13 protein-coding genes are annotated in these 14870 nt (G+C 55.2%); 5 read left to right on the top strand and 8 right to left on the bottom strand.

Annotated features, from left to right (window positions below; all coding sequences use genetic code 11):
• Positions 1–63 precede the first annotated feature (63 nt).
• Together pdeH and M8Q36_RS04825 are read left to right on the top strand one after the other, a co-directional pair.
• Positions 64–834: a cyclic-guanylate-specific phosphodiesterase gene (gene pdeH / locus M8Q36_RS04830; RefSeq protein ID WP_249880174.1), complete on the top strand. Its 771-nt coding sequence runs from the start codon at positions 64–66 to the stop codon at positions 832–834.
• 67 nt (positions 835–901) lie between these two features.
• Complete coding sequence (locus M8Q36_RS04825; protein ID WP_249880173.1) at positions 902–2956, top strand: AsmA family protein; 2055 nt, start codon at positions 902–904, stop codon at positions 2954–2956.
• A gap of 50 nt (positions 2957–3006) precedes the next feature.
• Here the strand turns inward: M8Q36_RS04825 and M8Q36_RS04820 are convergent, their stop codons facing one another.
• The 3 genes from M8Q36_RS04820 to M8Q36_RS04810 form a co-directional block, all read right to left on the bottom strand.
• Entirely contained in the window at positions 3007–4323 is a 1317-nt protein-coding gene (locus M8Q36_RS04820) for an MFS transporter (protein WP_249880172.1), read from the bottom strand.
• A 272-nt stretch (positions 4324–4595) separates the two neighbouring features.
• Complete coding sequence (yhjD, locus tag M8Q36_RS04815) at positions 4596–5627, bottom strand: inner membrane protein YhjD (protein ID WP_020455658.1); 1032 nt, start codon at positions 5625–5627, stop codon at positions 4596–4598.
• A gap of 49 nt (positions 5628–5676) precedes the next feature.
• Positions 5677–6579 (bottom strand): LysR family transcriptional regulator, encoded by a 903-nt coding sequence (locus M8Q36_RS04810; RefSeq protein ID WP_044489752.1) that lies wholly within the window; start codon positions 6577–6579, stop codon positions 5677–5679.
• 119 nt (positions 6580–6698) lie between these two features.
• On the opposite strand from M8Q36_RS04810, the gene M8Q36_RS04805 reads away from it, so the two are divergent.
• Positions 6699–7457, top strand: a complete 759-nt coding sequence (locus tag M8Q36_RS04805) for an SDR family NAD(P)-dependent oxidoreductase (protein WP_249880171.1) — start codon at positions 6699–6701, stop codon at positions 7455–7457.
• 41 nt (positions 7458–7498) lie between these two features.
• On the opposite strand, the gene M8Q36_RS04800 is transcribed toward M8Q36_RS04805, so the two are convergent.
• Together M8Q36_RS04800 and M8Q36_RS04795 are read right to left on the bottom strand one after the other, a co-directional pair.
• On the bottom strand, positions 7499–7897 hold the full coding sequence (locus M8Q36_RS04800; RefSeq protein ID WP_249880170.1) for a YdeI family stress tolerance OB fold protein: 399 nt from the start codon (positions 7895–7897) through the stop codon (positions 7499–7501).
• Between the two features lie 68 nt (positions 7898–7965).
• A complete protein-coding gene (locus M8Q36_RS04795; protein WP_502825488.1) occupies positions 7966–8511 on the bottom strand; it encodes a GNAT family N-acetyltransferase in 546 nt (181 codons plus the stop codon).
• Between the two features lie 148 nt (positions 8512–8659).
• Here M8Q36_RS04795 and M8Q36_RS04790 point away from each other — a divergent pair, with 148 nt between their 5' ends.
• On the top strand, positions 8660–10249 hold the full coding sequence (locus tag M8Q36_RS04790) for an STY4199 family HEPN domain-containing protein (protein ID WP_249880168.1): 1590 nt from the start codon (positions 8660–8662) through the stop codon (positions 10247–10249).
• A gap of 125 nt (positions 10250–10374) precedes the next feature.
• Here the strand turns inward: M8Q36_RS04790 and M8Q36_RS04785 are convergent, their stop codons facing one another.
• A complete protein-coding gene (locus M8Q36_RS04785; protein ID WP_017458277.1) occupies positions 10375–12024 on the bottom strand; it encodes an alpha,alpha-trehalase in 1650 nt (549 codons plus the stop codon).
• A 307-nt stretch (positions 12025–12331) separates the two neighbouring features.
• Between M8Q36_RS04785 and M8Q36_RS04780 the strand changes: the two genes are divergently transcribed.
• Complete coding sequence (locus M8Q36_RS04780; RefSeq protein WP_249880167.1) at positions 12332–12739, top strand: GNAT family N-acetyltransferase; 408 nt, start codon at positions 12332–12334, stop codon at positions 12737–12739.
• 31 nt (positions 12740–12770) lie between these two features.
• Here the strand turns inward: M8Q36_RS04780 and aguA are convergent, their stop codons facing one another.
• Together aguA and aguB are read right to left on the bottom strand one after the other, a co-directional pair.
• Positions 12771–13853 (bottom strand): agmatine deiminase, encoded by a 1083-nt coding sequence (gene aguA, locus M8Q36_RS04775; RefSeq protein ID WP_249880166.1) that lies wholly within the window; start codon positions 13851–13853, stop codon positions 12771–12773.
• A gap of 3 nt (positions 13854–13856) precedes the next feature.
• Positions 13857–14741, bottom strand: coding sequence for an N-carbamoylputrescine amidase (gene aguB / locus M8Q36_RS04770; protein WP_020455649.1), 885 nt, complete (start codon positions 14739–14741; stop codon positions 13857–13859).
• Between the last annotated feature and the right edge of the window lie 129 nt (positions 14742–14870).

Here is a 14870-nt window from a genome sequence, read left to right as displayed (position 1 = left end):
CACGCCCGCCGATAACTCATTGACGAATTCCTCCCGGTCATCGCCTTCGACAGGACAGCAGAAATGAAGTTAAAGCAGGTCATCCAGCAGCTAAACATTCCGGAAGCAAGCATTGAAAGCTTGCAGGAGCGTCGTTATTGGCTGCAATGCGAACGTGCTTATACTTATCAGCCCATCTATAAAACCGATGGTCGTCTGATGGCTGTTGAAGTATTGACCATTGTTACCCATCCGTCGCAGCCGGAAACGCGCATTGCGCCGGATCGCTACTTTTCCGAAGTGGCGGTGCGCCAGCGTGTTGATGTGGTGCATGAGCAAGTGGCGCTGCTGGCGGAACAAAAAGCGTTTTTCCTCAGCAATGATGTGCTGGCCTCGGTGAATGTTGACGGCCCAACCCTGCTGGCGATGCGCCAGGATACCGATCTGATGGCGCTGGTTAATTCGCTGCCGTGGATCCGCTTTGAACTGGTGGAGCATATCCGTCTCCCGCAGGATTCGACGTTCGCCTCGATCAGCGAAATCGGCCCGCTGTGGCTGGACGACTTCGGCACCGGCATGGCGAATTTCTCTGCGTTAAGCGAAGTGCGTTACGACTACATCAAAGTGGCACGCGATTTGTTCATCATGCTGCGTAAAACGCCGGAAGGGCAAAATCTGTTCACTATGCTGTTGCAGTTGATGAACCGCTATTGCCAGGGCGTGATTGTCGAAGGCGTGGAAACGCTGGAGGAGTGGCGCGATGTTCAGGATTCGCCTGCTTATGCGGCGCAGGGCTATTTTCTCTCCCGTCCGGTTCCTTTAGCCAAACTTGAACACGTGATACTCGAACTGTAACCGCAGCCCTTTCCGCGAGCCTCTACTATCTTTATGACAGGTAAGGCTTTAAAGGAAAGGCAGAACGATGACAAAAACGAGTAAAGCGATTATCGCCGTCTTCGCGACGTTGCTGTTGCTGATTGTGGTCGCCATTATCATCATCGCCACATTCGACTGGAACCGCCTCAAACCCACTATTAACGAAAAAGTCTCCACGGAGCTTAACCGTCCGTTCGCCATTCGCGGCGATTTGGGCGTGGTGTGGGAACGACAAAAAGAGGAAACCGGCTGGCGCAGCTGGGTTCCATGGCCGCATGTTCACGCCGACGATATTATGCTGGGCAACCCGCCGGGTATCGACGAAGTGACAATGGTGCATTTACCCCGCGTTGAAGCCACCCTCGCGCCGCTGGCGCTGTTCACCAAAACCGTTTACCTGCCGTGGATCAAACTGCAACAGCCCGATGCCAGGCTGATTCGTCGCTCGGAAAAGCTCAATAACTGGACCTTCACGCTGGCCAGCGACGCCAACAAAGACGCAAACGCGCAGCCTTCGAGTTGGTCATTCCGGCTGGATAACATTCTTTTTGATCGCGGGCGTATCGCCATTGATGATGTGCTCAACCGCGCTGATATCGAGATTCTGGTAAATCCCTTAGGCAAGCCGCTGCCGTTTAGCGAAGTGACCGGCAAAAGCGACAGCAAAGTCAACGCCGGGGATTACATCTTTGGTCTGACGGCGAAAGGGCGTTACAACGGCCAGCCGGTGTCCGGCAGCGGCAAAATTGGCGGCATGCTGGCGCTGCGCGGCGAAGGCACACCTTTCCCGGTGCAGGCGGATTTCCGCTCCGGTAACACGCGCGTGGCGTTTGTCGGCACCATCAATGACCCGATGAACCTGGGCGGTGCTGACTTACAGCTCAAGTTCGGCGGCAACTCCCTTGGCGAACTGTATGACTTAACCGGCGTGCTGCTGCCGGACACGCCGCCCTTTGAAACCGATGGTCATCTCATCGCGAAGCTCAACAACGAAAAAGGGTCGGTGTATGACTATCGCGACTTTAATGGTCATATCGGCGAAAGCGATATTCATGGCACGCTGCGCTACACCACCGCTAAACCGCGTCCAAAGCTGGAAGGCGACGTTGAATCGCGCCAGTTACGGCTGGCGGATTTAGGGCCGCTGATTGGTGTCGATTCCGGCAAAGGCGCTGAGCAGTCGAAACGCACCGAACAGCAAAAGGGCGAGAAAGCGGGGCAACCAGCGGGCAAAGTGCTGCCGTATGACCGTTTTGAAACCGATAAATGGGACGTAATGGATGCCGATGTGCGCTTTAAAGGTCGCCGGATTGAGCACGGCTCAACGCTACCCATCAGCGACTTGTCGACCCACATTCTGCTGAAAGATGCCGACCTGCGCCTGCAACCGCTGAAATTTGGTCTTGCGGGCGGCACCATCTCATCGAATATCCATCTCGAAGGGGATAAAAAACCGATGCAAGGTCGGGCGGAGATCCAGGCGCGGCGGCTGAAGCTCAAAGAGTTGATGCCTGATGTCGAGCTGATGCAGAAAACCCTTGGTGAGATGAACGGTGACGCGGAGCTTCGCGGCGTGGGCAACTCCGTGGCGGCGCTGCTGGGCACCAGCAATGGCAACCTGAAACTGTTGATGAACGACGGGGTAGTCAGCCGTAACCTGATGGAAATTCTTGGTCTTAACGTCGGCAACTATATTGTCGGTCAGTTGTTTGGCGATGACGAAGTGCGGGTAAATTGTGCCGCTGCGAACCTTGATTTAGTCAACGGTGTCGCGCGTCCGCAAATCTTCGCCTTTGATACGGAAAACGCGCTGATTAACATTACCGGCACCGCCAGCATGGCGTCGGAACAACTCGACTTAACCATTGATCCTGAAAGCAAAGGCGTGCGTATTGTCACGCTGCGTTCACCGCTGTACGTGCGTGGCAGTTTTAAAAACCCGCAGGCGGGGGTGAAACCCGGGCCGTTGATTGCGCGCGGTGCGGTGGCGGCAGCGCTGGCAACCCTGGTCACCCCGGCGGCGGCATTGCTGGCGTTGATCTCGCCATCGGAAGGTGAGCAGAATCAGTGCCGGGCGATTTTGTCACAGATGAAACACTAGGAAGCGCAACGGGAAGTGGCCCTCTCTTCAGCGAAGAGAGGGCAAAAAGGTTACAGCGACTGGTGTTTGGTTTCGTGGGTCAGCAGCAGCGCGATAAGCGTTAATGTGGCCATCGCGGCCAGGTAGAACCCGACATACATCAGACCATAATTGGCCTGCAGCCAGGTGGCGATATAAGGTGCCACCGATGCGCCGAGGATCGACGACACGTTGTAGGAGAACGACGCGCCGGTATAACGCACTTCCGTCGGGAACAACTCCGGCAGCAGCGCGCCCATCGGACCGAAGGTCAGCCCCATCAGGCTCAGGCCGATCAGCAGGTAGGCTATTACCAGCACCGGGCTACCAGAACCGAGCAGCGGCGGGAAGACAAACAGCGCGAACAGGATGATAAGCGTGGTGATGATCACCATGCTTTTGCGGCGACCAAACGCGTCCGCCAGCAGACCCGCCACCGGCACCATCACACCGAAGCCAATCACCGCCATCATCAGCATCCACAGCACTTCGTTACGCGGCAGGCCCAGGCCCTGCGGCGAGGTGCTGAAGGTCATGGAATAGACCGTCATGATGTAGAACAGCGTGTAGGTCGCCAGCATGATAAAGGTGCCCAGCACGGTAACGCGCACATGTTTGGTCAGCAGCGTGCCCAGCGGCACTTTCACCTGCTTCTTCGCGGCGGCGACTTTGGCAAATACCGGTGTTTCATGCAGCGAAACGCGAACGTACAGGCCAATCAGCACCAGCACGGCGGAGAAAATAAACGGCACGCGCCAGCCCCACGCCATAAACTGCTCATCGGTCAGTAACCAGGAGAGCAGCAGGAAGGTGCCGTTCGCAAAGAAGAAGCCAATCGGCGCGCCCAGTTGCGGGAAAGAGCCGTACAGCGCGCGTTTGCGCGGCGGGGCGTTTTCCGTGGCCAGCAGCGCCGCCCCGCCCCATTCACCGCCCAGACCCAGACCCTGGCCGAAACGCGCCAGTGCCAGCAGCAACGGTGCCATCACGCCAATGGTTTCGTACCCCGGCAGCAGACCGATCAGCACGGTAGAGATCCCCATCGTCAGCAGCGAGGCCACCAGCGTCACTTTACGGCCAACGCGGTCGCCAAAGTGTCCAAACACAGCGGAACCAATCGGGCGCGCAATAAAAGCAATGGCGAAGGTCGCCAGCGACTGTAGCGTGGCGGCCGTCGGGTCGCCCTGCGGGAAGAAGATATGCGGGAATACAATCACCGCAGCGGTGGCGTAAATATAGAAATCGAAGAACTCGATGGCGGTGCCAATCAGAGACGCAACGACGACTTTATTACGTGAATTTACCGGCGGATTTTCCTGCTCGTTGTCGAAAGTTGTGGCTGTAGCTTGCATAGAATTTTCTTATTTTTGCGCGAACGAACGACCATATTAGCCACAGCAAAAGCGACATTTCAATCTGTAACAAACCGGGCTTTCGCGCAAAAAACCGGCAAAAAGCGAATAATTTTCAGACTCACGATTTACCTTCTATGAAATGCTTCACAGATTTTAATAATCAGAGAATAAAACTGGTTTTTGGTTAAATAAAAGTTACGGACTGGATTTTCATGCTGAAATCGCCAGGCGGGCTGAAATATTCCATTTCCTTCAGCCCGATAGCGGTGTTAGTGGTGGGTTTTGTCCGGCATGCGCGGGTCACCTTTGTACTGCGCGGTGGCGATCCACGCGGCGCAAAACAGCGTCAGGCGAGCAAAGAAGTAGAAGAATGCCATCAGCCCGAGCACCGAGCCAAACGCCGCGCCGGAGGGCGATTTCACCAGCGATGGCAGCGTCCAGGTCATAATGATTTTGATCACTTCAAACCCAATTGCCGCGAGAAATGTGCCGCGGATCAGCGCCTTTTTACGCGGACGGTGGCGCGGCAAACGCCAGAAGATCCAGAAGAAGAGCAAATAGTTCGCGAAAATCGAAATAGCCAGGCCAATCAGTCGCCAGGCCGGTTTCAGCCATTCAATGTAATCCAGGTGCAGCGCGTTGATGATCAACTGCTGCGCGGAGCCCGCCACCGACGTTATGGAAAGCGTCACGATCAGCGCGACTAACAAGCCAATCAGCGAAATGAAGTCGCGGAAATACTTTACCCAGATTTTTTCTTCATCCTGCGCGTTACGCTCCCAGACATCACGCGACTGGGCGCGGATCGCCTCACGCAGGTTGCCGGTCCAGTTCACGCCGGAATAGAGGGCGATAGCCAGCCCGACAATTCCTACCGTCGTGCGCTGCTGCACGGCAATATTGAGGGTGTTTTGCAGTGTTGACGCCATCGTCGGGTCGCTCACGCTCATCAGGATCTTATTGAAAATGTCCTGCAATAGCGTTGGGTGCGAGGCGAGCACAAAACCGGCGGCGGCAAACGACACCATCATGATGGGGATCATCGACAGAAACGAGAAGTAGGTAATGGCCGCGCCAAACTGGTTGCCCATGCGGTCGTTAAAACGTTCCGTCGCGCGGATCAGGTGCGCAACTACTGGCCAGCGCTGGATTTTTTGCACCATGTCGGTGAGTGATGCCAGCGTGGTACTGGCGGCTGAAGGGGCAGAGTGTTTCTTTTCGGTGGGCTGCTCAGCCATCTTCCTGACGGGTTCGTAGTCGAGGTCTTGCGTCGGGCGTTTTTCATGATTTTCCGGCGTCATCAGGTCTGTTTTCCTTCTCCTGAATGTGTGGTAACTGAAATTATAGCTGCTAGTGGTCGACGTAATCCTTCAGTACGGTCGCCAGCCACTCCATAAACAGATGCACGCGGCGCGATAAATTACGGCGGTGCGGGTAAATCAGCGAAACCGGCATCGGTTCAGCGCGGTATTGCGGCAGGATCTCCACCAGCTTCCCCGCCCGCAGCGCTTCGCGTACGCCAACGCGCGGCACCTGAATAATCCCTAATCCGGCCAGACAGGCAGCCTGGTATGTTTCGGTGCTGTTCACCGTCAGGATACCGCCGGTTTTCACCCAGTGTGTCTGCTTATCCTGCCAGACCTCAAAGCCTGGCGGGCGCGTACCAAGGTTAACGGCGTAATGCACCAGCGCGTGGGAGGATAAATCGTCGAGCGTTTCCGGGTAGCCAAAACGCGCCAGATAATCGGGGCTGGCGCAGTTAATGACCGACAGCCGCCCGAGCTGGCGGGCGATCAGACCGGAATCTTTGAGCGTGCCAACGCGCACGACGCAGTCGAACCCTTCGCGAATAATATCCACCAGCCTGTCGCTGCTGCTGAGCTCCAATTCAATGCCGGGATATTGTTGCAGGAAAGCGGGCAGGCGCGGGATCAGCAGATTTTTCGCCACCCCGACCGGCATATCGACGCGCAAACGCCCGCTGATGCTTGATGGATCATGCAGGAACATACCGTCGAGCTCATCCATATTCGCCAGCAGATCTTTCGCCCGCTCGTAGTAAACCATGCCGTCCTGCGTGAGCTGGACGCGGCGTGTGGTGCGGTGCAACAACTGGGTGCCGAGGTGCGTCTCCAGCGCCTGGATCTGGCGCGATACGCTACCCTTAGGAAGCCCCATCGAGTCCGCCGCGCGGGAAAAACTCTCCAGTTCCGCCACGCGGATAAACAGTTGCATTGCGTAAATTTTATCCATCATCACGCTCTATTGTTGCTTGTAATGAAACAGTGAAGCGTAATTTAGCACCTTTATTGTTTATTCGTCAGCTAATAAGCTTTTTCCACAGTCTCACATCAGCGAAAACGAGGTTTTTTATGACAGAACATATTGCTTTAGTGACGGGTGGCAGCCGCGGTTTGGGTAAGAACGCGGCGCTGAAGCTGGCGGCGAAGGGAACGGGCATTATCCTGACCTACAACAGTAACGCCGAAGAAGCGCAGAATGTGGTGCGTGAAATTGAGCAAAAAGGCGTAAAAGCGGTGGCATTGCAGCTTAACGTCGGTGATATCGCCGGATTTGATGCTTTTGCGCGCAATGTGCAGGAACAATTGAAATCGGTATGGCAGCGCGAGACGTTTGATTGTTTATTGAACAATGCTGGCATCGGTATCAGTGCAACTTTCGCCGAAACCAGCGTTGAGCAATTTGATCAACTGGTGAATATCCATTTCAAAGGCCCGTTCTTCCTGACGCAAAGCCTGCTGCCGCTGCTGAAAAATGGCGGGCGCATTCTTAATGTTTCCAGTGGCCTGGCGCGTTTTTGCCAGCCGGGCTATGCGGCGTATGCGTCAATGAAAGGGGCAATGGAAGTGCTGACCCGTTACCAGGCGAAAGAGCTTGGCGCGCGGGGCATTTCGGTGAATATCATTGCACCGGGCGCGATTGAAACCGATTTTGGCGGCGGGGTAGTGCGTGATAATGAGCAGGTTAATCAACACATTGCTGCGCAAACCGCGTTGGGTCGTGTCGGCCTGCCGGATGATATTGGCGATGCGATTGCCGCACTGCTGAGCGACGAGCTGGCATGGATGAATGCGCAACGCGTGGAAGTGTCGGGTGGGATGTTCCTGTAAGACCGTCACGCCCGGCAGGGTTCGCTGCCGGGCGTGCAGTGTTACTGTTTCTGAAAATGCGTTACCCGGATACGCACCGGTTGCTGTTTTTTATCCAGCGAACCGCTGATGCCGACCAGTTCATCCGGCGACACGGATTTACCATCAAATATCGCCGCTGGAATATAGACCTGAACCTGATCGGTTTTATCGCGGAACAGGTAAAGATCACCGCTCTCCTTCTCAACCAGGTTACCGCGCAGCGAGACGGACGCGCCATCATGCAGGGCTTTTGCCTGTTTGATGGTCATGGTGCGCGCATCTTCCATGCCGCGATAGCCGTCATCCATTTTATGCGGCGGTGGCGGCGCTTTGTCCGCTTTCAGACCGGGTGCATCTTCTGCGAATGCCGTCATGGAGAACAGCGCCACCAGACCGGCGGCAAGCACAATTTTCTTCATAACCTCTCCTGAATATTGCCGGAACACGTCCTTAAGCCTGGCAGAGCATAGCGAACTATGCTGACGAATTATCGTTTTTCGTCATATTCGTGGCGCAGTAAGCCAAACAGCCAGTCGTTATGCCAGCGTCCTGCCAGCCAGTAGGACTCGCGCAGTTCGCCTTCGAGGATAAAGCCGGTTTTTTCCAGCAAGTGTCGGGACGCGTGATTTCCCGCCGTTACGGTAGCGGTGAGTTTACGAATGCCGCCTTCGCTGAAGGCGTAATCACACAGCGCTTTTAGCGACTCCTGGCCATAGCCTTTGCCCTGCGCGGCAGTCGCGAACAGGAAGCCGACTTCGGCGCAATCATCCTCGCGGTGAATATAACCGGTTACGCCCAGCGGTTCGTTTGTCGCCGTGTCGCGTACCAGCAGGCAGAGCCAGTGTCGGCTGCCGGGGGACCAGGGGGCCAGCCGGGCGTCGAATGCTTCACGGATCTCATGTTCACTGCGGGCATCGGCAACGTAGCGCATTACCTGCGGATCTTGTTGCAGTGAAAGAAAGAATGGCCATGTCTCTTCTGTTATTGGCGAGCAGGTTAGTCTTGGGGTAAAAAGTATTAACACAGTGAATATCTCCTGCTGTTTTTTTTTCGGCTTGAAACCACTATCACTGATAATAATCGTCAACTGAGCTATCTTTTACTTACTCATAAATAAAGAAAAAATTAAGCGCTCAGGTTGGCCAGTTAATTGTTTCTTCAGTTGTACTTAAAGGAAAATAATGACTCTTTCTGCCCCATTGAATACGGGTGAACAGTTTGAAAAATGCATTGCTATTATTCGCGAGGCGTCTGTTGAAATCTTATTGCTGCTGAATGTGCATTTTGATGAAGGTAAAGATCCTCGCTGGTTTTTGGAACAACTGGATGTTGCGCGCCTGAGTTTGGGTGGCTGGGGCGCGGTGGCTAAACGACTAAAACTCAACGATGCGGAATTAACACAGTTCACTTTACAGCTTCGTCACTTGCAGCAGCTCGTTCCGCGTTATGAGAACGGGCAGAATGTGACAGAAAATCAGCTTATTGCGGCGCTGCGATTTATCAGCGCGCTGGAAAACCTGCGTAATAAGCAGAAGTTGCTGAGCTACAACACCGCCTTGCCGTCGGATGATGCGCAGCAGCGGCAAGGGCTACAGCAGCTACGCGCCATGGAAACGATGATTAAATCGCTGGTGATGCAGGTGTGGCCGGATAGCGAAAAGCTGCGTAATCACCTGAAAACACAGTTTGGTGCCGATCGTGTGCGGCGCTGGCTACGGCTTGGCGATCACAATGATGTACTGAGCGGCATGCGGTTTAGCGAGCTGGCGCTGTTGCTGATAGATAAAAAAGAGTTTAGCCAGCGTTATGCCCGGCTGTTTAATGACGCCTCGGAACTGAACCTGCTACTGGAACCGCGCAAAACGTTGCAAACCTTTCTGGATGACATTCGCCAGATGCGTGCAAGCGTGGTGTCAGGACAGCCGCTCACCTCTAATCAGTTGCTCTTATTGAACAGCTATTATCCGCAAATTACCGGACCGGTTCAGCGCGCGTTCGATGAAGGGCGCACGCAAACCAATCCCGCTGAAATACTGCGTGAGGCCGGCGGGGATTTAGACGCTTACTGGGAGCAGACGCGGAAAAAAGACCGCGCTGCCGGAGGTGATGCGATGCCGATGCGTGACAGTATTGATAAACCTGCAAAACGGTCGGTGCGCAGCCGCGAAGAGCGCGACCAGATGCTCTCTGGCGTGCTGTGGAGCGCGGTCGGTGTGATGGTGTTGCTGATGGCGATTGGCGCCTTCTGGATGTTTACCAGCGGGATGTCTGGACCGGTAGCACGTCAGGCCCGGGTTACCGTGCCGATTGCCGAGGATCGCGAACGCCCCTCACCGAAAGAGGAACTCAGCCGCCTGGGGCTGCCGCGCGACGAAAATAACTTCCGCGCGGCGATTGATCGCAACGATACGCGTGTGGTGTCGCTGTTTTTACGCACCGGGATGAACTGGAAACTCTCCTGGACGGAAAACGCGGTGATAGCGGATTACAATGATGTGCTGGATCTGCTGCTGCGATATCGCCTGCAAATGGATGAGAACCGCCCTTGCCGGCGTTTTATCACCACGCTGACGCACGAAATGGCGGCCAATAACAAAAAGCTGACCTCGATTACGCGCGACTATTTACGCGCGTTTTGTACCGTCAAGCCGGTGGTAGAGCGCCAGCGGTATGAGATGGAGCAAGCGCAGTTGCGTTTCGAGGCCGATCCGTCGGATGAAAATCGCAAGTGGTCGGATATTCAAACCTCGATTTATGACGTGATTGATTAATTTTCTCAGGCACATGCTTTCGCGTTACGAACAGCAAACTGGCACATCCTGGCGCTTACAAGCGTAAGCGACCAGGATGTGCCAGCATAGCCAATCAAGTGATAGCGCGCCGCTGAAGCGGCAGCTTATGGTTCGCCGTACAAACCGATAAGGCGGCGCACCACGCCGTTTGTCCAGCCAAAACCATCCTGCAGCGGGTATTCACCCCCGCCACCTTCACGCGGCGTACTGCTGGCGATATGGTACTTCTCAATCAGCTTGTGATGCTGCTGATAGTAGTGATTTACCGTCTGCAACCAGCTATGGGCGATCTCATTGCCCAGCGAGTCATTACCGTACATTTTGAAGCCCTGAATCGCCATCCATTGCAGCGGTGCCCAGCCGTTGGGTTTATCCCACTGTTCACTGGTTTCGTACTCGGTCGCCAGAATACCGCCAGGCGTGAGCAGGCGCGCTTTTACGGCGTCCGCCAGCCGCTCTGCCTGCTCATGAGTCGCCATACCCACATACAGCGGGACAATACTGGCCGCGGAAAACAGCGCCATCTGCTCGCGACGCCAGTCGTAGTCGCGATAGCAGCCATTCTCGTCATCCCACAGATAGCGGTTCACCGCCGCGCGGCGATCGCTCGCTTTCTGGCGGAACAGTGCTTCACGTTCTCTGTCGCCTTTCAGCCCGGAAATATTGGCAATCGCGCTTTCCAGTTTGAACAGAAACGCGTTCAAATCAATCGGGATAAACTGCGTGGTGCGAATACTCGCCAGCCGTTGCGCATCGCGCAGCCAGCGCGAGGAGTAGTCCCAGCCGGAAGCCGCGCCCGCGCGCAAATCGCGATAGACCTCACTTGCCGGTCGCCCGGAATGACGCGCGGTTTCAACGTCCTCAAGCCAGGATTCGTCGCGCGGCGTGTCGCGATCGTCCCAGTAACGGTTGAGCAGCGAACCGTCCGGCATACGCACCGCGTGGCGGTACGCCTGGTTCAGCGCCAGCGATTCGGCGCCATCCATCCAGAACGCGTACTCCATTAACAGGTGATCAAGATAGCGCCGCGCACCTCGTACGCCGTCCTCTTCAAATAGCTCAACCATCAGCGCGAAAACTGGCGGCTGCGAGCGGCTCAGATAATACGTGCGGTTGCCGTTCGGAATATGACCGTAACGCTCAATCATCCACGCGAAGTTATCCGCCATACAGCGCAGCAAATCGTCGCGACCACTCTCTGCCAGCCCAAGCATGGTGAAGTAGGAATCCCAGTAGTAGGTCTCGCGGAATCGCCCACCGGGCACAATGTAAGCCTGCGGCAACGCCAGCAGAGAAGACCACGGAATGTGATCCTGCGGCTCGCGGGTGAGGATCGGCCACAACTGGTCGATATGCTCTTTTAACGAATTCTCCGGGTTGGAGACATACGCTTTGGAATAGTCCTCCGGCATCCAGAAATGCGCTTTCACGAATTGGCGCAGATCGAACTCCGGTTTGCGTTTGATTTTGCGATAGCGAATCAGAATATCGAGCGGATCCATTTTCGGCGCGCAGTCGGGAAAGGTTTTGCTGTCGGCAAAAATACGCGACGACTGCACGTGTTCAAACAGTTCAAGGTAACGATCGGCAGGGGTTAGCGCGTCGGACGCCGGTAACCCTTCGATCATTTCCGGCTCCGGCTCCGCCTCGATCATTTCATCCAGTTTTAACTCGCACGGATCGGTTTCGTAGACGATCTCTTCCTCAATCACGAACTCGACGGATTCTGCGCTTTGTAGTTTCTGGTTGAACATAAGGATTATGGCCTCCGGATGTCGTCGTAAAAAATTACGGGTGTTGCCCGGCTATCTATTAAGCGTAGACATTCGCTTCGATCCGTGAAGGACGAAGTGTGCGGTTGATCACATTTTAGCGTGGTAAGAAATAAACGCCAAAACCCACAACCTACTGATTAATAGTGTATAAAACGTACTGAAGCTCATTTAACGCCGTGGCGAAATTAGGAGCATTCGTTTTGCAACGATTTGTGAACAATCGCCCGCAGAACCTAATCATGGGGTGTAGCCGGTCAGTCCCCCCGCAATGACTGAGGAAAAGCCTTTGCAGCTCGTCTCTATTACGTTAGAGCAATGTCTCGATATCCGCCATACGGTACTGTGGCCGCATCTTCCCCGTAATGCTTCGTGCGTTGAAGGTGATGACGATGCCCACCATTTTGGTGTGGCTGAAGACGGGAAAATTGTCAGTTGCTTATCGGTTTTTATGCTTGATGAACGGCGGTGCCAAATCCGTAAATTCGCCACCTTGCACACGCATCAACAGCAAGGTTATGGCGGTTTTCTGTTGCAGAGCGTGCTGGAAAAGTTAGTCCGGGCGGGCGTTGATTTTGTGCAACTGGATGCCAGAACGTCGGCGGCGGCATTTTACGCGCGCTTTGGCTTTATGGCGAAAGGCGAGCCGTTTTATAAACAAGAAGTGCAGTACATTCGTATGTCACGCACGTTGTAAAACCCGGCGACGAACGCCGCCGGGGTAAGGATTACCGCGGGATTTGCTGCGTAATGCAGTGGATATTGCCACCGCCGAGCAAAATCTCACGCGCCGGAACGCCGGTGATGACGAAATCCGGGAACATCTCTTCGAACAGCGCCTGCGCTGCGTCATCGGTGGCCGGATCCAGCAGCGGGTAAATAATCTGCTGGTTACTGACCAGATAGTTAACGTAAGAACCCGCCAGGCGGTTGCCTTCGTGGCGCTCAATCGCCGTGCCTTTTTCGACATCACGGGTCTCTTCAGCGCTGGCAAACAGCGGTAGCGGCGACGGTACTTTCCACACTTTCAGCGTGCGCCCTTGCGCATCTTTAGTGTTTTCCAACACCTCAAGTGCGGCAACGGAGCGCGCGTACTGCGGATCGTTCTGGTCGTCAGTCCAGTGCAGGGCGACTTCGCCAGGACGGACGAAGCAGCACATATTGTCGATATGACCGTCGGTTTCGTCATTGAACACGCCTTCCGGCAACCAGATAATCTGCGTCACACCCAAATAATCGCGCAGTTGCTGCTCGATCTGTGCTTTGCTCAGATGCGGGTTGCGGTTCGGGTTCAGCAAACATTCCGCGGTGGTCAACAATGTGCCTTCGCCATCGACATGAATGGAGCCGCCTTCCAGCACCAAGTCGGTGTGATAGCACGGCATCTGGTGATAAGCCGCAACCTGCCCGGCCACCAACTGATCGCGATCCCAGCTTGCATATAAACCGCCATTCAGCCCGCCCCAGGCGTTAAATGTCCAGCTGATACCACGCTTTTCACCGGCGTTATTGACCACCACGGTCGGGCCGGTATCGCGCATCCATGCATCGTCGCTTTCCATCTCCACCAGCGTCACTTCCGCAGGCATGGTGGCGCGCGCTTTGTCCATTTCGGCGGCAGGCACGCCCATGATCACCGGCGTGTTGCGTGAAATCACTTTGGCGACAGCGGCAAACGCCTGCTGCGCCGGCGCGGCGTCGGCGCGCCAGTTATCAGTGCGGTAGGGCCAAATCATCCAAACCGCCTGATGCGGCGCCCATTCTGCCGGCATGGCGAAACCGTCTTTCACGGGCGTGGTCAGCTGTACCATCGCTTAGCTCCTTACGCTGCCATCGGAGGTGGCAATCGCGCTGTACATATTCGGGCGGCGATCGCGGAACAGCCCCCATGCGGCGCGCTGCGCGGCAATGGCGTCGAGATCGAAGGTGTGCACCAGCACCGCTTCGTCGGTTTTGTTTGCCTGTTCAACCAGCGCACCGGTTTGATCGGCGATAAAGGAAGAGCCGTAGAAGGTCATTTCCAGGCCTTCGATGTATTTGCTGGTTTCGGTGCCAATACGGTTAGACGCAATCACCGGAATGACGTTGGCGGCGGCGTGGCCCTGCTGCACGCGCGTCCAGTGCGGCTGGCTGTCGATATCCGGGTAAGCGGGTTCAGAGCCGATCGCGGTCGGATAGAAAATAATCTCCGCGCCCTGCAAGGCGAGAACGCGCGCGGTTTCCGGGAACCACTGGTCCCAGCAGATGCCGACGCCGATTTTCGCGTAACGGGTGTTCCACACTTTGAAACCGGTGTCGCCTGGGATAAAGAACTGTTTCTCCTGGTAAGCCGGACCGTTCGGAATATGGGTTTTACGGTAGGTGTCGAGCACGCTGCCGTCGGCATCAATCATCACCAGCGAGTTGTAATAGGCGTTGTTGCACTTTTCAAACAGGCTCAGCGGCAGCACCACTTCCAGCTCTTTGGCCAGCGCAGAGAAGTGTTTGATCAATGGGCTATTCGCCACTTCCTGCGCCAGTGCGTAGTGTTCCGGGCTTTGATCGATGCAGAAGTAAGGGGCAGCGAACAGCTCCTGAATCAGGATCACCTGTGCGCCTTTGCTGTGGGCTTCACGCACCAGACGTTCAGCGTTTTGAATGTTCTTATCCAGATCCCAGCTACACGCCATTTGCGTTGCGGCGACGGTTACATTTCTCATAAAAAACTCTCCCGTTGTTCTCGGTTCAGGCAGTGCAAATCGACAGCACTTATTTTGCTGCAAACTATAGCAACGAAATACGTTATGCATAAAATGTATTGTTATCATGAAAACATGAACAGGATGCAT

This window comes from Kosakonia sp. R1.Fl (assembly GCF_023516815.1).
Lineage (GTDB): Bacteria > Pseudomonadota > Gammaproteobacteria > Enterobacterales > Enterobacteriaceae > Kosakonia.
The sequence above is the reverse complement of the archived record's forward strand: the minus strand, read 5'-3'. Positions and strand labels throughout refer to the sequence as shown.